The organism is Pandoraea sp. 64-18, assembly GCF_001899225.1.
Lineage (GTDB): Bacteria > Pseudomonadota > Gammaproteobacteria > Burkholderiales > Burkholderiaceae > Pandoraea > Pandoraea cepalis.
This window is the reverse complement of record NZ_MKVU01000007.1, coordinates 63,633-82,304: the sequence shown is the minus strand read 5'-3', so window position 1 is coordinate 82,304 and position 18,672 is coordinate 63,633. Positions and strand designations below refer to the sequence as shown.

The 18,672-nt window shown below is 65.1% G+C and carries 16 protein-coding genes, 2 pseudogenes and 1 riboswitch; of the genes and pseudogenes, 7 read left to right on the top strand and 11 right to left on the bottom strand.

From position 1 onward, the window contains the following. Positions 1-7 precede the first annotated feature (7 nt). The gene (xdhA, locus tag BGP02_RS05805; RefSeq protein WP_286798202.1) at positions 8-1,480 is read right to left on the bottom strand and encodes a xanthine dehydrogenase small subunit; all 1,473 of its coding nucleotides are present in this window, start codon (positions 1,478-1,480) and stop codon (positions 8-10) included. Between the two features lie 190 nt (positions 1,481-1,670). Between xdhA and BGP02_RS05800 the strand changes: the two genes are divergently transcribed. Next, complete coding sequence (locus tag BGP02_RS05800; RefSeq protein ID WP_017234197.1) at positions 1,671-2,636, top strand: LysR substrate-binding domain-containing protein; 966 nt, start codon at positions 1,671-1,673, stop codon at positions 2,634-2,636. Between the two features lie 95 nt (positions 2,637-2,731). Here BGP02_RS05800 and BGP02_RS05795 read toward each other — a convergent pair whose 3' ends face one another. The 4 genes from BGP02_RS05795 to BGP02_RS05780 all read right to left on the bottom strand — a co-directional run bounded on the left by BGP02_RS05795 (position 2,732) and on the right by BGP02_RS05780 (position 6,325). Beyond that, positions 2,732-3,244 (bottom strand): disulfide bond formation protein B, encoded by a 513-nt coding sequence (locus BGP02_RS05795; protein WP_017234196.1) that lies wholly within the window; start codon positions 3,242-3,244, stop codon positions 2,732-2,734. 221 nt (positions 3,245-3,465) lie between these two features. Further along, positions 3,466-4,851 (bottom strand): amidase, encoded by a 1,386-nt coding sequence (locus tag BGP02_RS05790; protein WP_017234195.1) that lies wholly within the window; start codon positions 4,849-4,851, stop codon positions 3,466-3,468. 2 nt (positions 4,852-4,853) lie between these two features. Further along, positions 4,854-5,567: a GntR family transcriptional regulator gene (locus BGP02_RS05785; RefSeq protein WP_017234194.1), complete on the bottom strand. Its 714-nt coding sequence runs from the start codon at positions 5,565-5,567 to the stop codon at positions 4,854-4,856. Between the two features lie 71 nt (positions 5,568-5,638). Continuing rightward, on the bottom strand, positions 5,639-6,325 hold the full coding sequence (locus BGP02_RS05780; protein WP_017234193.1) for a DUF2848 domain-containing protein: 687 nt from the start codon (positions 6,323-6,325) through the stop codon (positions 5,639-5,641). Positions 6,326-6,785: 460 nt separating this feature from the next. Between BGP02_RS05780 and BGP02_RS05775 the strand changes: the two genes are divergently transcribed. Beyond that, the gene (locus tag BGP02_RS05775) at positions 6,786-8,567 is read left to right on the top strand and encodes a cation:proton antiporter (protein WP_017234192.1); all 1,782 of its coding nucleotides are present in this window, start codon (positions 6,786-6,788) and stop codon (positions 8,565-8,567) included. 106 nt (positions 8,568-8,673) lie between these two features. Here BGP02_RS05775 and BGP02_RS05770 read toward each other — a convergent pair whose 3' ends face one another. The 3 genes from BGP02_RS05770 to BGP02_RS05760 all read right to left on the bottom strand — a co-directional run bounded on the left by BGP02_RS05770 (position 8,674) and on the right by BGP02_RS05760 (position 10,878). Beyond that, positions 8,674-9,240: a PaaI family thioesterase gene (locus BGP02_RS05770; RefSeq protein ID WP_017234191.1), complete on the bottom strand. Its 567-nt coding sequence runs from the start codon at positions 9,238-9,240 to the stop codon at positions 8,674-8,676. A 188-nt stretch (positions 9,241-9,428) separates the two neighbouring features. Continuing rightward, on the bottom strand, positions 9,429-10,172 hold the full coding sequence (gene ribB, locus BGP02_RS05765) for a 3,4-dihydroxy-2-butanone-4-phosphate synthase (RefSeq protein WP_261938203.1): 744 nt from the start codon (positions 10,170-10,172) through the stop codon (positions 9,429-9,431). Between the two features lie 97 nt (positions 10,173-10,269). Then, a riboswitch (FMN riboswitch) is annotated at positions 10,270-10,449 on the bottom strand. A 228-nt stretch (positions 10,450-10,677) separates the two neighbouring features. After that, a complete protein-coding gene (locus BGP02_RS05760; RefSeq protein WP_026131995.1) occupies positions 10,678-10,878 on the bottom strand; it encodes a heavy-metal-associated domain-containing protein in 201 nt (66 codons plus the stop codon). 271 nt (positions 10,879-11,149) lie between these two features. On the opposite strand from BGP02_RS05760, the gene BGP02_RS05755 reads away from it, so the two are divergent. The 4 genes and pseudogenes from BGP02_RS05755 to BGP02_RS05740 all read left to right on the top strand — a co-directional run bounded on the left by BGP02_RS05755 (position 11,150) and on the right by BGP02_RS05740 (position 15,700). Further along, entirely contained in the window at positions 11,150-13,696 is a 2,547-nt protein-coding gene (locus BGP02_RS05755; protein WP_286798201.1) for a heavy metal translocating P-type ATPase, read from the top strand. Between the two features lie 174 nt (positions 13,697-13,870). Continuing rightward, complete coding sequence (locus BGP02_RS05750) at positions 13,871-14,689, top strand: endonuclease/exonuclease/phosphatase family protein (RefSeq protein WP_268566626.1); 819 nt, start codon at positions 13,871-13,873, stop codon at positions 14,687-14,689. Continuing rightward, a pseudogene (gene cueR / locus BGP02_RS05745) lies at positions 14,686-15,075 on the top strand (Cu(I)-responsive transcriptional regulator); the annotation flags it as partial. The gene BGP02_RS05750 and the pseudogene cueR, both read left to right, overlap by 4 nt. Before the next feature lie 484 nt (positions 15,076-15,559). Continuing rightward, the gene (locus BGP02_RS05740) at positions 15,560-15,700 is read left to right on the top strand and encodes a DUF3563 family protein (RefSeq protein ID WP_017234185.1); all 141 of its coding nucleotides are present in this window, start codon (positions 15,560-15,562) and stop codon (positions 15,698-15,700) included. Positions 15,701-15,943: 243 nt separating this feature from the next. On the opposite strand, the gene BGP02_RS05735 is transcribed toward BGP02_RS05740, so the two are convergent. Together BGP02_RS05735 and BGP02_RS22385 are read right to left on the bottom strand one after the other, a co-directional pair. After that, positions 15,944-16,408 carry a DUF995 domain-containing protein gene (locus BGP02_RS05735; protein ID WP_017234184.1) on the bottom strand — a complete coding sequence of 155 codons (465 nt, stop codon included), beginning with the start codon at positions 16,406-16,408 and terminating at the stop codon, positions 15,944-15,946. Between the two features lie 83 nt (positions 16,409-16,491). Further along, positions 16,492-16,692: pseudogene (locus tag BGP02_RS22385) on the bottom strand (hypothetical protein); the annotation flags it as partial. Positions 16,693-16,808: 116 nt separating this feature from the next. Between BGP02_RS22385 and BGP02_RS05725 the strand changes: the two are divergent. Next, positions 16,809-17,285, top strand: a complete 477-nt coding sequence (locus tag BGP02_RS05725) for a nuclear transport factor 2 family protein (RefSeq protein WP_017234183.1) — start codon at positions 16,809-16,811, stop codon at positions 17,283-17,285. Between the two features lie 58 nt (positions 17,286-17,343). On the opposite strand, the gene BGP02_RS05720 is transcribed toward BGP02_RS05725, so the two are convergent. Next, complete coding sequence (locus BGP02_RS05720; protein ID WP_017234182.1) at positions 17,344-18,654, bottom strand: Nramp family divalent metal transporter; 1,311 nt, start codon at positions 18,652-18,654, stop codon at positions 17,344-17,346. Positions 18,655-18,672 lie beyond the last annotated feature (18 nt).

Below are 18,672 nucleotides of genomic sequence, written 5' to 3'. Positions count from 1 at the left end.
ACTCCGGTTAGACGTTGGCGAACGCGTTGACTTCGTGTGCCGCAAGCGGCGCATCGAGGCGCGTCTCCAGGAAAAAACGATACAGCAGATTCTGCGCGCCGGCGAGCCGGTAGGCGCTGGTCGCGCGCATGTCCGAGAGCGGCTGGTAGTCGGCGGGCAAGGCCGACATTGCCGCGCGCACGGTGGCGTCGGTCCAGGGCTGGCCGATCAGGGCCGCTTCGATGGCGCTGCCGCGCTTGGGCGTGGCCGCCATGCCGCCGAAGGCCACGCGTGCCGAGCGCACGATCTCGCCGTCGAGTTCGACCGCGAAGGCCGCGCATACCGCCGAGATGTCCTGATCGAAACGTTTGGCCAGCTTGTAGGTGCGAAAGCGTTGCACCGCCGGGGGCAGCGGTACGCGGATGCCCTGCACGAATTCGCCCGCCTCGAGCGCGTTCTTCTGATAAGCGACGTAAAAGTCTTCGAGCGGCATCTCGCGCACGGCCCCGTCGCGATGCAGCACGATGCGCGTGCCGAGCACGATCAACGCGGGCATCGAATCGCCGATGGGCGAGCCGTTCGCGACGTTGCCGCCCAGCGTTCCGGCGTTGCGGATCGGGAACGAGGCGAAGCGCTGACGCAGCTCGGCCAGATCCGGATAGTGGGTGACGAGCGCATCGAACGCATCGTTGAGCAGCGCCCCCGCACCGATGTAGAGGCCGTTCGGACCCTCCGAAATCTCGCGTAGTTCCGCCACCTGTCCGATATAGATCAGATGCTTCAACTCGCGAAATTGCTTGGTGACCCACAGACCGACATCGGTGCTGCCAGCCAGAAGGCGCGCGTCCGGGTAGGCGGCGCGCAGGCGGCCCAGCTCGGCCAGCGTGCGCGGGGCGTGGAAGACCTGGCCGTCGTGCGAATACGACAGCGTGTCGTCGCGTTGCAACGCCTGGAGCTGCTTCGCCAGCGCCGCGCGGTCGAATTCCTGGCGCGGCAGGTCGAACATCTGCTGGGCGGCGTCGACGATCGGACGATACCCGGTGCAGCGGCACAGATTGCCGGAGAGCACGTCGTCGATCTCGCGGCGGGTCGGGCAGCCGGCCTGCTCGGGGCGGTTCACGTACATGGCCCACAGCGACATCACGAAGCCCGGCGTGCAGAAGCCGCATTGCGAGGCGTGGCAGTCCACGAGCGCCTGCTGCACCGGATGCAGCGCGCCGTCGGGCGCGCGCAGATCCTCGACCGTGAAGAGCGCGCGGCCGTCGAGCGTGGGCAGAAACTGGATGCAGGCGTTCACCGCGCGCAGCGCCACGTTGCCGTCGTCGGCCAGTTCGCCGATCACGACGGTGCAGGCGCCGCAGTCGCCCTCGGCACACCCTTCCTTGGTGCCGGTGCAGTGCAGGTCTTCGCGCGTGTACTGAAGCACGGTACGGGTCGTGGCTTCGCCAGTGACCTCGTGCACCTTGCCGCGGTAATAGAAGCGGATGGCTTGTGTCTCCATGGTTCTCAGTGTAGTGCAGTGGGATTGCGGGCGCGCCGGGACATGGCCGGCGTGGGAATGAGCCGAAGATAGCACCGGCGGCGGGGGTAAATATTTCGCGGCCATGATGATGGCTATTCGGTCGCCCCGATGACGTGGCATTGTCATAAACTATGGCTCGACCCCAAGCCTCGCAGAGCGCGCCCGCCCCATGCAAAGACCCCGCGAACAGATCGACGCGTACCTGCTGCGGGTACTGCACACACTGCTCACCGAGCAGAGTGTCTCACGCGCTGCGCTCAAGCTCGGCCAGTCGCAGCCGGCCATCAGCAACTCGCTGCGCCGCCTGCGCGAGATCACGGGTGACGCCATCCTGGTGCGCGGCAAGAGCGGCATGGTGGCGACCGAGCGTGGCCGGGAGTTGCTGGGCTACGCCACCGACGCGCTCGCCGCCATCGAGCGCATCACCCATCCCGCTACGGAATTCGCGCCTCAGACCACCACGCGGGCGTTTCGCCTCGGTGCCCCCGATTACCTGGACGCCGTCTTCCTGCCCAACATCGCCGAAGTGCTGCGCCGTGACGCCCCCTCGGCGCGGCTGCACGTGCAGCCGATCAACACCGCCTTCGACTACGCGGGCGCGTTGGAGAACGGTTCGCTCGACGTGGTGATCGGCAACTGGCTGGAGCCGCCGCCGCAACTGCACATGTCCCGGCTGTTCGACGACGAAGTGGTTTGCATGTTGGGCGCGCAGCATCCGCTCGCGAACAAGGGCATTTCGCTTAAGCATTATCTGGAATTGCCGCATCTGGCACCGACGCCTTACGTGGCCGAGCGCCAGAGTTTTATCGACGGATGTCTGGCCGAGCAGGGCCTGCGCCGCAATATCCAGATGACGATGCCTTACTTCGGACTCGTGCCGTACGTGCTGATGCGCACCGATCTGGTGTTCACGACCGGGCGGCAGTTTGCGCAGCACTATGCCCGCTATCTGCCGATTCGCGTGTTGCCGTCGCCCTTTGCCTTTCCGCCGATGCGCTTCTATCAGCTATGGCACGAGCGCACGCATGCCGCACCGGAGGTGACGTGGCTGCGCCGACGCGTGGCGGAGGTGGCAACGGAACTCGATGCCGCGAACGGCGGCGGGACGCCGGCGCCTGTGGTGGCGCGACCTTGACGGCGGGGGGCGGACGTTTGAACGACCGGACGGCTAAAGGGGCGGTGGGATAAGGCCGCTGCCAAGAAGCAGGCGGCCCGGGAGACGCGTGACGCTCAGCGCAGCGAAATCGCGCGGCGCGGACGATGCAACGCCAGCGAGAGGAAGATCACGACAAACGCGGCGAGCGACCACATCGGCAGGGTGAGACCGAGGATGGGCGGGTACATCGTCTGACACATCCCCTGAACCTGGAAGACTTGCGGCAGCAGGCGCGACGTCGGCAACGCATCGACGAATGCCTCGACCACGTCGTACCCGCAGCTCACCAGCGGATTGGCCTGCACGTAGATCAGATACCCCGACGCCGCCATGCCGCCGATCGCCGACAAAGCGGCGAGCACACGCGCGAACTGAATACCCGCCCAGCCACGCGAGACCGCGCCGGCCAGCCCGAAGATCGCGATCAGCACAAGTGCGTAACGCGCCAGAATGCACAGCGGACACGGATCCTCGTGACGCACATACTGGAAGTACAGCGCGCCGCCCAGCAAGGCGAGGCAGACGACGGTGAGCAGGAGGTACCGCAGGCGTTCGCGGCGCAGGGCCGGGTCGATTTGAGCGTTCATTTCACTTCGGGCGGTAGGCCATCACGAATCCCGCTCAACCCCACATGACGCCGGGCGGCAGGCACTTGGGCTGGCATTGTAACCCCAGCCCGAGGCGTGCGTGAGTCGAAAAGTTGCGGAACTATTTGCCCGAGAATGAGACGGTTGCGGACGCTGCGTCGACGGTCATGGCCCGGTGTTGCGGCGCAGCGCGAGCGGTGCCGCCGCCCGCGCTGCCAACATCAACCGCCCAGGCCGGCCGAGCGCAGGGCGTGCTCGATGGCGCGTCCGACCGGGAACAGGCGGGCGTCGTCGCCTGCCGCGGCGCTGACCATCAGGCCGATGGGCGCTTCGCCCTCGGCCTGGCACGGCAGCGAGAACGCGCAGCCGTCGATCATGTTGATGGCCGTCGGGTTGCGCAGCACCAGCGCGTTGGTGGCCGTAAAAGTGTCGTCGTTCGCCTCGAGCGGCGCGATGGCCGGTGGCGTGAGCGGCACGGTCGGACACAGCACCGCGTCGAAGCCCTGCCAGACAGGGGTCGCTGCGGCGATGAGCGCGGCGCGGGCGTTCAGCAGGTCAATGTAGTCGGCGGCGCTGGCCGGCTCACCCTTGCGGATGCGCACCAGCACCCGAGCGTCGTAGTCCTGCGCACGCTCGGCCTGCAGCTTGCGATGCCACGCGAAGGCTTCGATGGGCGAAAAGCCGAATCGATTGATGGCGGGCAACTGTTCGAACGGCGTGAACTGGAATTCCACCAGCGTCGCCCCCGCCCTGGCGAGCGTGGCGAGGGCGCGCTCGTAGATCTCGATGGCGGCGGGTTCCGCCCCGTCCAGCACGAAGTTCGTCAAGACGCCCAAGCGCATGCCGCGAACGTCGCGCGGCGGCGGCAGGGACTCGTCGACGGCATGGCCCGAGAGAATCGCATCGACCCAGGCGCAGCAATCGACCGAGCGGCCGATGGGGCCGACCGAGTCGAGCGATGTCGACAGCGGCAGGGCGCCGTCGCGCGGCGTGCGCGCCGCCGTCGGCTTGAAGCCTGTCAGGCCGCAGAAGGCCGACGGAATACGGATCGAGCCGCCGGTATCGGTGCCGAGTCCGACCGCCGCCATGCCATCGGCCACCGACGCGGCCGCGCCCGACGACGATCCCCCGGCAATGTGCCCGGCCTGACGCTGCCACGGCGAGCGCGGCGTGCCGTAATGCGGGTTCAGGCCGAGTCCGGAAAAGGCGAATTCGGTCATGTTGGTGCGGCCGATGATGACGGCGCCGGCCTGACGCAGGCGCGCCACGGCGAGGGCGTCGTGCTTGGCCGGGGCGGCGTTCGACAGGACTTTGGACCCTGCGCGCGTGACTTGTCCGGCGACGTCGAACAGATCCTTCACCGACACGGGAACGCCCATCAGCGGCGACAGACGTGCACCGGCCCGGCGCAGGGCGTCGAGGCCGTCGGCGGCGCTGCGCGCGGCTTGTGCATCGACTTGCGTGAAGACGACGTTGCCCTGACCCGCCGGATCATTGATGCGCGCGAGCGCCTGCTCGGTCAATGCGCGGCTGGTGGTGCGTCCGGCGTCGAGCGCGGCGGCGAGGTCGGACAGGGGGCGTTGCAGATCGATGGCGTCGGTGCTCATGGTCAGATCGCTTTCAGGATATGGGTACGGAATTCTTCGATATGCCGGGCGATGGCCCGGCGGGCGCGTTCGGCATCGTGCGCGGCGAGCGCTTCAAATAGTTCGAGGTGTTCCTCGTAGACGTCTTCCATATGGCTGGGCGTCGACAGGGCGAGGAACCAGAATCGCAGCGAGCGCTCGTGCAGACCGCGCAGAAGCTCGGCGAGCGTCTGGTTGCGCGAGGCGCGCGAGATGGCCAGATGGAAGTCGCGGTCGATGCGCATCATCGCCGCCACGTCGCGTGCGGCGATGGCCGCCTGAGACCGTGCCAGCACGGCTTCGATGGCGGCGAGGTCGTCCGGCGTGGCGGCGCGCGCGGCCAGCCCCGCGCAATACGTCTCGTTGATCATGCGCACGTCGATGATCTCGAGCGCATCGTTGAGCGAGACCGGCGCGACCATCGCCCCCTTGCGCGGCAGGATCACCACCCACCCTTCGAGGGCAAGGCGGTGCATCGCCTGATGCACCGGGGTGCGTCCGAGTCCCGTCGACTGCATCAACTGCGCTTCGTTGAGCGTCTCGCCCGGGCGTAGACGCAGCGTGATGATGTCGTGCTTGATCGCGTCGTACGCGCGCTCGGTCAGGCTGCGGCCATCTGCGGCGGCCTGCGGTGTGGCGGTAGCGGACGCATCGGGATTGGCCGCGAGAAGCGTGTCGTCGGGGGTGTCGTTGGGCATCGGGGCGGGTCGGTTCTGTCGGCCAGCGTCGGGTCGGCGCTTCGATGGGCGCCGGTCGGCGTCAGTCGGCTTTAGTCGGCAATCGCCAGCGCCTGCGTGGCGTAGCGATGTCGGATCGTGCGGCCGAGGACCGGATCGTGCAGTTCGATCTCGAACTGCTCGCCGCCAGCCACGCCGCCAATGGCAGCGAGTGTGCCACAGAACATGGCGGCGCCCGCCGGCAGGCCATCCGGCCCGAGTTTGTCCATCAATTCCTGCGGCGAGAGCAGGCTGGCCACGGTGCCTTCCTGATAGAGGCGCCGTTCGCCGTCGCACGTCACCCAGGAGCGCAGCATCAGCTGATCCCAGTGCGCGCCGACATCGGCAAAGCGCCACGCGTCGCGTGCCACCGGCTTCGCGCAGACTTGCTTCGAGACGGTCACGCCATAGGCTTCGACTTCGCGGTCGGTGTGATCCGAGCCCACGCTCACGAGCAAGTCGCCACCGTGGCGCACGAGCACGCATTCAGCTTCGCCGCTGCTCGTCTGGCCGACGACGTCGATGGTGTCATCTTGCGCGAGCAACGCGGGCGCCAGTCGGTAGAAGCACGGCGTGCTCGACGGGCGGCGCACGCCCAATGCGGCCAACTCGGCAATGTGGTGCTCGACGGCGTCGCGATCGCGTCCGGCCCAGCCGGCGATGATCAACGTGTCGACGGACACGTCGACGCACGGATGGGGGCCGTCGCCGGACACCCTGAAGGACAGACGGGAACGCATACGTGACCACTCCTGTAAAATTCTGTTGATATCTGTGTGATATTTCACAAGGTCGGAAGACAAAAAGCAAGCGGAAAAATTTCGTCGTGTGCGACGAATATGGGGAATTTTTTATGAAAAGCCCCGTCAATCCTGGGTTGCGCGCGTGTTCGCCGATCGCGTATATTGAATCGGCATCGGTATTAGATTGGGTATTCGTCTGATTTTTGCCGAAACGGTCGCGGAGGCCGACGCCCCTCAGGGGGATTGGCGGGACAGCGGACCGGCGGCCAATGCCCGAGTGACGACCGGGCGAACGAGCGCAACGTCAATCAGGTCGGCGGCACACCGCCGGCTTCCCACCTTCATCAAGCATCGCGTTTTGCATCGTCGCGGCGGCCCGTCAGGGAAGCGGCGCGCGGCGGGCGTGACATCAAAAACAGCAAAATCGGCGCAGCGCGCCGCGGGGAGAACGTATCGGATGCATCACGCCATCGACTTCATTCAGGACCTGGCCGTCATCATGCTGCTGGCCGGCATCGTGACGGTCATCTTCAACCGGTTCCGACAGCCGGTCGTGCTCGGCTATATCGTGGCGGGCGTGATCATCGGCCCGTATACACCGCCGTTTGCGCTGATACATGACGAGAAGACGATCGGCATTCTGGCCGAGCTCGGTGTCGTGTTCCTGATGTTTTCGCTGGGGCTGGAGTTCAGCTTGCGCAAGCTTGCGCGAGTGGGCGTGACGGCATTCGTGGCGGCGATCACCGAGATTGTGCTGATGCTCTGGCTTGGCTACGAGATCGGCCGCTTCTTCGGTTGGAAGGCGATGGACTCGATTTTCCTTGGCGCGATGCTCGCCGTCTCGTCGACCACCATCATCGTCAAGGCGCTCGACGAACTCGGCATGAAGCGAGAGCGATTCGCCCAGCTCATCTTCGGTGTGCTGATCGTGGAAGACGTGCTCGCCATTGGCATGATCGCGCTGCTCTCGGGCATCGCCATCAGCGGCTCGGTGGATGCCGGCGAGGCCACCTTTACGCTGGGCAAGCTGCTGCTGTTCATGGTGGTGTCGCTTGTCGTGGGCATTCTGCTCGTGCCGCGCATTCTCGCGTACGTGGCGAAATTCAAGAGCGATGAGATGCTGCTGGTCGTCGTGCTCGGCCTGTGCTTCGGCTTCTGCCTGCTGGTGATTCAGATGGGTTACAGCGTGGCGCTCGGCGCGTTCCTGATCGGCGCGATCATGGCCGAGGCGCGAGAGCTGCATACCATCGAACGGTTGGTTGCACCGCTGCGCGACATGTTCAGCGCCGTGTTCTTCGTCACCATCGGACTGCTGCTCGATCCGCACGTGCTGGCGACGTACATCTGGCCGATTCTCGTCATCACCCTCGCCGTCGTGATCGGCAAGATCGTCTCGTGTGGATTGGGGGCGTACCTTTCGGGGCAGGACGGCCGGACGTCGATGCGCGTGGGCATGGGGCTGTCGCAAATTGGCGAGTTCTCGTTCATCATTGCGTCGCTCGGGTTATCGCTCAAGGTGACGAGCGACTTCCTCTACCCGATTGCGGTCGCCGTCTCGGTCATCACGACGCTGCTCACGCCGTACCTGATCAAGAGCGCCGATCCGTTCACGGGATGGCTCGGCCGCATGATGCCCGGGCGCCTGTCATACGTGCTGCGTCAGTACACGCAGTGGTTGCAGAGCATTCATCTGACGGGCGATAGCGCGGCGCTCGTCGGCATCGTGCGTCGCATCGTGATGAGCGTGGCGATCAATCTTGCGCTCGTGGTGACGATCTTCCTCGGCGGCGCCTTCTTCTATCGGCGTTTGGCGGCGCTGATGTCGCCGTGGGTGCGCGACCCGAGCCTGCAAAGCGCGGTGGTCTGGGGCGTGGCGCTCGTGCTGTCGCTGCCGTTCCTGATCGCGGTGTACCGCAAGCTCAAATCGCTCTCGCTACTGCTTGTGGAGTTGTCGGTGCCGCCGAGCCTGACCGGTCGCTACACATACCAGGTGCGCCGCGTGGTGGCCGAAATCCTGCCGATTGCCGCCATGGTCGGGGTGATCCTGCTGGTGGCGGCCTTGTCGGCGAGTATCCTGCCGTCCACGGAGATGGTCGTGCTGATCGTGGCGGGAACGGTGGTGCTGGCGATCATCATGCGGAGCTGGTTCGTGCGCATGCACGCCAAGCTGCAGATTGCACTCAAGGAGACGCTGGAACACCAGCCCGATAGCGAGCAGGGCGGCGGGTCCCCGCATTGAGCGACGCGCGAGCCGTGGCGACGTCCTGACGACGGCGCGCAGCGGCACAAAAGCCCGCCGGGGGATTTGCTTCCCCGGCGGGCTTTTTCATGGGGCGTCGCTGCCCTTATGTCTTGCGCGGCGGCAAGTCGAAGATCAGGCACGTCGTCGTGGCGTGCGCATACAGGGTGCCATCCGGACCGACGATGCGGCCCTCGGCGATGCCGACCTGACGCCCGACCTGGATGACTTCGCCTTCCGCACGCACGCAAGGCACGTCACGCGTGAGGGCGCGCACCATATTGGTCTTGAGTTCGAGCGTGGTGTAGCTGCGTCCGGCGGGTAGCGTGGAGTGCACCGCGCAGGCGACCGCGGAGTCGAGCAGCGTGGCGAACCAGCCGCCGTGTATGGCACCGAGCGGGTTGTAATAGGGCAACGCCGGGCGGCCCTGAAAGACCGCGCGGCCGTTCGCGGCTTCGATGGCGATGAAGCCCAGCGTCTCACTGATCGGCGGCAGCGGCAGCCTGCCGTCGAACATCGCTTCAAATATTTCCATGCCCGACAGGCCGATCACGTCGGACGGCGTTGCCACGCCGTAGCGTAGCGGACCGTTACGTGTGAGCCGTTCGCGCACGGCGGCTTCGTCGGCTTCCCATTGCGCCAGTACGGCGGCGGCATCCGGTCGGGTATTCATGGCGTTTTCCTCGTAACTTTTATCAGGCAAGCGATGGCGCGAGATTATAAAAGTCACGGTGCGCCCCGGGGGTTTCGGCGTTAGAGGGAAGCGTCGAGACCGGAGCACGGCAACGGCGGCTCACGCCGTCGCCGTGATTCGGGTTGTCGTCGTTACCTCGGAAGGAGGGGGCTGGCCGCGCCGCCAGCTCAGGCCGCTTGGGCGTGCCTGCGACGATACTGGGCCAATTCGTCGATGGTCAGGATCGGCAGGCCATGTTGCTCGGCGAAGCGCTCGATGTCGGCGCCGCGCGTCATCGTGCCATCTGGATTCATCAACTCGCACAGCACGGCGGCAGGTTTCAGGCCGGCAAGCACCGCCAGATCGACCGAGCCCTCCGTGTGACCGCGACGCGTCAGCACGCCGCCCGGCTGTGCGCGCAGCGGGAAGACATGGCCCGGGCGGGACAGGTCGGCGGGCTGGGCATCGTCGGCGATGGCGGCGCGAATCGTGGTCACGCGGTCGGCCGCGCTCACGCCGGTGCTCACGCCCTGGCGCGCCTCGATTGTCACGGTGAAGGCCGTGCCATGGCGGCTCTGATTCTGCTCGACCATCGGCGGCAGATCGAGACGGCGCAATGTCTCGTCAGGCAGACACAGGCACACGATGCCACTGCATTCGCGGATCAGCATGGCCATGGTGGCCTGCGTGATTTTCTCGGCGGCGACGATCAGATCGGCCTCGTTCTCGCGGTCCAGGTCGTCCATCAGAATGACCGGACGGCCTTCGCGCATGGCGTCGAGCGCGGCTGGCAGACGGACGTCGACCGGTGCCAGGTTGGCGAACGCCGGGTAGGCATGCAGATCGTCGGTTGTGCGGGTCGCATCGGCCCTGTGAGCGGTCGATGTAACGGCTTGCGATACGGCTTGGGTGGTGCTTTGGGTAACGGACATGAAACGCTCCTCGCGTAAATCAATCGGGCGAAAAACGTTTTCGGGGCATGCGAACGGACGCCTCCATGGGACAGTGCCCCATAGCGCGCGGGTATCGACGCATCTTCTCTCATCCGGACTATGACCGTCGGCTCTGGCTTCGCACCAGATCTGCTGACCCTGTCAGTGTCACGAAAGCGACGGTGACAGGCGCTCGCGGGCTCATGACCCACGCAGCTTGCACTGCGCGGCGTCACATACCGCCGGTGGGGACTTTCACCCCGCCCTGAAGACGTGTATGCCGCAAGCAGCGCGCCTCGCAGTCACTGATCGCGTGGCGTCGTTGCGTAGTCGGCGAGAGAGAGCGTAGCACAGGGTGTTGCTGCGCTGCAGGGAAGACTGCGCGGCGCTCGTGGGAATGATGGCGGGCGATTGGCTCAACGTCGGCTCGGGAGGAAGGCCGGCGCGGATGTCGCGCCGACCGCCGACGTGAGCGTTGCGCGACGTCGGACGTGCCAGGCGATGCTCAGGCGTGGGTGCCCTTGACGGTGTACCCGGCGTCGGTGATGACGGCGCTGACCTCGGTGGGCGAGAGGCGGCTTTCGACGTCGACGCGACCGGAGTCCAGATCCACATTGACCTTGGCGGCCGGATCGCGCTCGGTGATCGCACGCGTGACGGCTTTGACGCAGTGACCGCAGCTCATTCCTTCGACTTGCACTTGCATGTTGCACTCCTTGAAAGCGGTTTCGGTGACGGTGATCAAACAAATCGATGGTAGACCTTCCTACGACAGGAAGCTCAAGCGCTATTTTCAGTGTATTCGCTGGATCGCCCAGACGCAGCCCAAACCCGAGCGGTTCCGGGCGCGCTATCGTAATAAATGACGAGACTGTCATGGGATGGTGTGCGGCAGATTGACGCTGGCGGCTTGACCTTCCCTTCATGGAAAGGTCTATGCTTCGACGCATGATGACAGTCCTCCTGGAGACCCTGAAATGATTCGGAACTGGTCGGTCGGTATCGAAGGCATGACCTGCGCCTCATGTGTGACGCGGGTTGAGAAGGCATTGCGGCGCGCGCCGGGCGTGGCCAGCGCCAACGTCAATCTCGCGACCGAGACGGCGGCCGTGGAAGCTGCGCCCGGCGTGACGCCCGCGGCTCTGCTTGGCGCGGTCGAGACGGCCGTCAACGACGCGGGATACCAGGTGGCGGAGCAATCGTTCGAGTTGGCGATTGGCGGCATGACCTGCGCATCGTGCGTGGGGCGTGTGGAGAAGGCCCTTCGTCAGGTGCCCGGTGTGGTCGAGGCGAACGTGAACCTGGCGACGGAGCGTGCCGCCGTGCGCGGGGTGCGTGGCGTCGTCGACGCGGCGGCGCTCACCGCTGCCGTGGAGCAGGCGGGATACGAGGCGTCGCCAGTCACGGACCCCGCGCAGGCGGCCGCATCCCACGAAGGTCCGGCGTGGTGGCCGGTTGCCGTGGCGGCGGTCTTGTCCCTGCCGTTGTTGTTGCCAATGCTGCTCGAACCCTTCGGCATTCATCTGATGCTGCCGCCGTGGGTGCAATGGTTGCTCGCCACACCGGTGCAGTTCTGGCTCGGGGCGCGCTTCTATCGGGCGGGGTACAAAGCGGTGCGCGCCGGTAGCGGCAATATGGATTTGCTGGTGGCATTGGGCACGTCGGCCGCCTATGGGCTGAGTCTTTACGAATGGTGGCGTGCCCCGGCGCACGGCATGACACACCTGTATTTCGAAGCGGCGGCCGTGGTCATCACGCTGGTGCTGCTTGGCAAGTGGCTGGAAGCGCGGGCAAAGCGTCGCACCGTGGAAGCGATTCGTGCGCTGGCGGCCTTGCGTCCCGAGACCGCGCGCGTGTTGCGCGATCCGCAGGGCGCGGCGAGCGAGGTGACGGTGCCGCTGGGCCAAGTGAAGGTCGGCGACTGGGTGGTGGTGCGCGCCGGTGAACGGGTGCCTGTCGACGGCGTCATTCGCGAGGGGGCGAGCCAGCTCGACGAGTCGTTGCTGACCGGCGAACCGTTACCGATCGAAAAAGCGGCCGGCGACAAGGTCGTTGGCGGCTCGATCAACGGCGCCGGTACGCTGCGGGTGGAGACGACGGCGGTCGGCGCCGATACGGCGCTGGCCCGCATCATTCGCATGGTCGAAGATGCGCAGGCGGGCAAGGCGCCGATCCAGCGCGCCGTCGATCGGGTGGCCGCGGTGTTCGTGCCGGTGGTGGTGCTGGTCGCCGTCGTGACGCTGGTCGTTGGCTGGGGGCTCGGCATCGGCCTGGAGACAGCGCTGCTCAATGCGGTGGCAGTGCTGGTCATCGCGTGCCCGTGTGCGCTGGGCCTGGCAACGCCTGCCGCGATCATGGTGGGCACTGGGGCGGCGGCACGGCAGGGCATTCTCATCAAGGATGCCGAAGCGCTCGAACTGGCGCACCGCATCCGCGTCGTGGCGTTCGACAAGACGGGCACGTTGACCGAGGGCAAGCCGCGCCTCGTGGCACACCTGCCGGTGACGGGGGTGCGTGCCGATACCTTGCTGCGATGGGCCGCGGCGGTGCAGTCGGGCAGTTCGCATCCGCTGGCGAAGGCGGTCACGACCGCCGCAGCGGAAGCCGGGGTGACCTCGGCGGTGCCGACGGCATTCGACATCGCTGCGCTGCCGGGGAGAGGGATGCGGGCACGTATCGAGGAAGTTGGGGAGGGTGGGGGTGTTGGGGGCGTCGAGAACGCGGGCGCCTCGCGCAACGGTCATACGCTGCAGCTGGGGAACGCGCGGTTGCTTGAGGAGTTGGGTGTCTCGGAAGGGGCGCTGGCTCACGAGGCAGCGCGTCTGGCGGCCGAGGGACGTACCGTCTCGTGGCTGGTCGAGACTTCAGGGGAGGGCGCAAATGTCGAGGCACCGGCGCGCTTGCTTGGGCTGTTGGCGTTCGGTGACACGCTCAAGGCCACGGCGCGGCCGGCCGTCGACCGCTTGCATGCGCTGGGCGTGCGTTGCGTGATGGTGACCGGCGACAACGCGGGGAGCGCCAAGGCGGTCGCCGACGCGTTGGGACTCGACGAGGTGCATGCCAACGTGCTGCCGGAGCACAAGGCGGCGGTGATCGCGCAACTCAAGCGTGACGGCGTGGTCGTAGCGATGGTGGGCGACGGCATTAACGACGCCCCGGCGTTGGCCGCGGCCGACGTCGGCATCGCGATGGGCTCGGGTACCGACGTGGCCATGCAGACGGCGGGCATCACACTCATGCGCGGCGATCCGCTGCGGGTGGCCGATGCCATCGATGTGTCGCGTCGCACCTGGTCGAAGATTCGCCAGAACCTCTTTTGGGCGTTCGCGTACAACGTGGTCGGGATTCCGCTGGCGGCGTTCGGGCTGTTGAGCCCGGTGATTGCGGGGGCGGCGATGGCGCTCAGCAGCGTGAGTGTGGTGAGCAACGCGTTGCTGCTGCGGCGCTGGCGTTCATCGGCGACGCAAGACGTCAGTGCCGGCGCTGCCGCCAAGATTGGCGAGGCCCGCAGCGCGAGTGCTTGAGGGCGGTTTGCCCGGGCACAAGGCGAACGGCGCATAATGAATTTGTTAGAGGCACGCGCGGTCGGCGACTGCCCGATGCGTTGCCTGAATTTTTAATTGACTTGAAATTCGTCGAAAGCGGCATCATTTGATTGGTATCGTCTGCCTTCCGGCGCGGAATGAATCCTGCCGAACATGAATAGCCTCCATATCGCAAGTTACAACATCCACAAGGGCTTTTCCGCATTCAACCGTCTGCGTGTTCACGAACTGCGTGCCGGCTTGGAAGGGCTTGCGCCGGATCTGGTCTTCTTGCAGGAAGTGCAGGGCCTGCATCAGGGGCATGCGGTGCGTCACAGGAATTGGCCGGTGCAGCCGCAACACGAGTTTCTGGCCGGCGCCATGTGGCGCGATCACGCGTATGGGCGCAATGTCGTCTATGAACAGGGGCATCATGGCAATGCGATTCTGAGCCGTTATCCGATCGTCAGGTCGGACAACCACGACATCACAACCTATAGTTTTGAGAAGCGCGGCATGCTTCACTGCGAGATTGCCGTGCCGGGTCTGAAGCAGCCGCTGCATTGCCTGTGTGTGCATTTGTCGTTGGCCGGACATGGTCGCCGTCGCCAGTTCGAAATGTTGACGGAGCGTGTGGCCGACGCTATTCCCGCCGATGCGCCGTTGATTATCGCGGGTGACTTCAATGACTGGAGCAATCAGGCAGACCGGTTGCTGGCGGAACGCTTGGCGCTGACCGAGGTGTTTCAGAACCGCGGGGGGCGTCCGGCGCGCAGTTTTCCGAGCGGATTGCCGCTTTTACGACTTGACCGCATTTACGCACGAGGCTTTCATATCGAAGGGGCGCAGGTTTTACACGGGCGTCCCTGGTCACGGATTTCCGATCATTCACCGATCAGCGCCCGACTTGTGCCGTCGGACGCCAACAGGACGATGAGCGGTTCCTCCACTCCCGTCGTTCAACCCTCGTTCCCCCCAGTGAGGCAGCCATGAACATCGGACAAGCGGCGCAGGCCAGCGGCGTCACGGCCAAGATGATCCGGTACTACGAAAGTATCGGCCTGATGCCCCCGAGTCCCCGCTCCGAGGCGGGTTACCGGCGATATGGCGAGCCGGATCTCCATCTGCTTCGCTTCATTCGCCAGGCGAGGCGGCTGGGTTTTGGGATCGATCAGATCCGTCAACTGCTGGCACTATGGCAGGATCGAGACCGATCCAGCGCGCAGGTGAAGGCGTTGGCGCAAACCCATGTCGATGAACTCAACCAACGCATCGGTGAATTGGTGGCCATGCGCGACACGCTCTCTCATCTCGCCATGCACTGTCACGGTGATGATCGTCCAGACTGCCCGATACTCGAGGGGATCGCTGCCGCTGACCTTCCCGGTGACCTGGGCGGCAAGGGGGCGCGTTTCGCGAGCGCGATAGCGTCGTGCGGTCCGGCGCAGTCGGCCACAGCCTCAGACGCCGCAACCGGCACCGATGCCCCGGCGTCGGCAGGCGGCTCGGTCAGTGACAGCGAGGGGCAGATCCGTCACGTCCCCCAGCCCTAACACATGAAGTCGACATGACCGGCTGACGCCCGATATCCCCTATGACGCGCCGCAATGACGGCGCTTTTTTTGTTTCCTGAATTTTGATTCGCCCGCTGCGACAGCATGCCGCAGCGGGTGTTGCGTTACGTCGACAGCCGAATATGTATTTGATTTTAAATAGAATTTTCACGAATTGACTGGATTCGAAGTGAGCCTCTAGCAGATTTTTGATGTTTTTCGCAAATAGGGGCTAACCCTTAACGGGAAAACCCTATACAATGCGAAGCACTGCTGCAATGCAGCACACTAAATGAATTGGAGAAACATCATGGTTGCCGCCCTGTTTGAAGTCGTGAACACTTGGTTTGAAACGGCTGAGCGTCGTCGTCGCGAAGCGTTCCTGGCTGAGTCGAAGGACATCATTGAGTTGGAACAACGTATCCGCGCGCTCGAAACCGCCGGTTACTAAGCAAGTTTGTAGCAAGTCCCTCCGGACGAACGGTCGTCGCTGGCGCAATCAGGCAAGTCGATCGTCACAGCGGGCGATCCCCGTCATCCATGCGATGGCGTGCGACGGCGCCCAACCGTGAGTCCGGATGCCAATCCCTGCGGTTTCGGGGTTGGCGAGTGCAAGCCCGCCACTTTGGCGGGCTTTGTCGTTAATGTCCTGCCCTTTCGTCCTTCGCTTTCGCCGTACCCCGGCGGAACGTGTCTATTTCTCGATTCTGAACTCGGTGGCGAGCGCCGCGCCGTTGGCGAGCGAGGTCACACCGTAGTACTTGTCACCGACCTTGAACATGAAGCGGCACCAGTTCTCGGTCATCGCGCGCCATTCGAGGTTCACGCAATACGAACCGTTGTCGTTGACCGACCACGTGCCGGTGGCGTGAGCGACCTGGTTCGCGCGGCTACCCGACCCGATGCTGCCCTTGTTGTCGCTCGTGGCATTGAGCGACCCATTGGTGTCGTTGATCCATTTGCGCGTACTGCCGTTGTTGGCGAGGTGGGTGATGTGCGCGCCGGGCATGAGCGAGCGCAATTCGTCGACACTGAGTTGCTGACCGCTGGCACTCTTGATATCGGAGAGATGCATCGGGTCCGCGTGGGCGAACGACGACAGTGCGAGCAGGCCGGTAGCAAGGAATGCCGTGGCGGGGGAAGTGAAGCGGCGGACCATGATGACTCCCGGACGAAGCCTGCCAATGTTGCGTGCAGGCCGACGGAACACGCGTCGCGATCGGTCGTGCGTGCCGTCAGACGTTATCGTCCCGCATTGAGACGCGGTGTCGCTATCGGTCCAGATGATGCGCTATTACTATAGGCGACAAGCGGGCGTCTGCACAGATGCGTGCCGTCCGGGGCGCGCGGTGAGCAACCCATCGCCTCGTCCCCGAAGATCTCGCGCAGCTTGGCCGGACTGACCTGGTGGATGTCGCCGGCTACGGGCAGGTCGTTCTGGCGGAACGACTCGTCGTCGTGTTAGTGCGTCGACGGAGGTATGCGCGCCGCTGCGCCAAGCGCAGCTTGGCGATACACTCGCACGGCTTTCCCCTCATACTTTCGATAGGAGTGTTGTCATGGCCGACAGTGAAGCCCGCCCGCCGTTTCCGCCATTCACGCGTGAGACTGCAATTCAGAAGATTCGTATGGCCGAGGACGGCTGGAACTCGCGCGATCCTGCACGGGTTGCGTTGGCCTATACGGTCGACAGTCGCTGGCGCAATCGGGCCGAATTTCCGCGTGGCCGTGAACAGATCGTCGAATTCCTGACGCGTAAATGGCAACGCGAACTCGACTACCGGCTAATCAAGGAACTGTGGGCGTTTACCGAGAATCGCATCGCGGTGCGGTTCGCTTACGAATGGCGAGACGATTCGGGCAGTTGGTTCCGTTCGTATGGCAACGAAAACTGGGCGTTCGACGCGCAAGGGCTCATGGCCGAGCGCCATGCCAGCATCAACGACTCGCGCATCACCGAAGGCGAGCGCCTGTTCCATTGGCCGCAGGGACGCCGTCCCGACGATCATCCGGGATTGACCGAACTCGGGCTGTAAAGCCGGCGGGCATGGCGACGATGACGCTGACGCGCGTCGCGTCGCCGTTTGCGCGACCTCAGTCCAACCCGACGATGAGCAGCAGGTTAGTGGCGGTGATGACCGCGAAGAGGCCCCACGCGAGCGCCTGTGCGGGACGCCCGAGCGTGTTGCCGTTCATCACGCGCGGGTCGCTCACCGAGCGGATGAGCGGCCACATGGCGAACGGCAGTTGCAGACTGAGCAGCACCTGACTCCATACCAGCAGCTTGCCCACGGCGCCGTCGCCGAGCCACAGCACGCCGATCAGCGCGGGCACGAGCGCCAGCCCGCGCGTGATCAGACGACGCTGATAGCAGGGGATCCGGGCGTGCAGAAATCCGTCCATGATGACTTGCCCGGCGATCGTCCCGGTGAGCGTGGAACTTTGTCCCGACGCAAGCAGGGCGATGCCGAACAGGAAGGCCGCGGCGCCGCCCGCAAGCGGCGTGATGAGCCGATATGCCTGCTCGATATCGGTGACGTTGGTCTGGCCGCTGGCGTGAAATACCGAACCCGCCAGTATCAGAATGGCCGCATTCACGCACATGGCGAGCGCGAGCGAGACCCATGTGTCGATGCGCACCAGCGCGAGGGTGTCGCGCACGTCGCCGCGTTTGCCGCCGACCACCCGCCGCGTCTGCACGACCGACGAATGCAGGTACAGATTGTGCGGCATGATCGTGGCACCGACGATGCCGAGCGCCAGCACGAGGGCATCGTGCCGGTCGTGGCTGGGCGCACCCGGCATGAGACCGGCGGCCACCGCATGCCAATCGGGCGGCACCATGGCCACTTGCGCGACGAAGCACAGCGCCATCGTGCCGATCAAGCCGAAGACAATGGCTTCGATCTGACGGAAGCCTTTGCCCTGCAGGCCGAGCACGATCATCGTGTCGAGCGCGGTGAGGACGATGCCCCAGGCGATCGGCACCCCCAGCAATAGCTTGAAGGCGAGCGCACAGCCCAGGACTTCGGCGATATCGCAGGCGACGATCGAGATCTCGGCGGTGATCCACTGGACGAGTCGTCCCGCCCGCCCGTAGCGCTCGTAGCTCGCCTGCGCGAGGTCGCGCCCGGCGACCAGTCCCAGCCGGGCAGCGAGCATCTGGAGAAAGATGGCGGCAAGGCTGGAGAGCGCCACCACCCAGAGCAGCGAATAGCCGAATTGCGATCCGGCCTGGATGTCCGTCGCCCAGTTGCCGGGGTCCATATAGCCGATGGCGACGAGCAGGCCCGGGCCGGCAAAACGCTTGAGTTTGATCCAGCGGGGTTCGCGTGCGTCGATGACGATGCTGCCTTTGACTTCGGAAGGACAGAAGGGCGCAGTGGCGGTGGTCGGCAGCGGCATGAGAAAAGGAGATCGGTC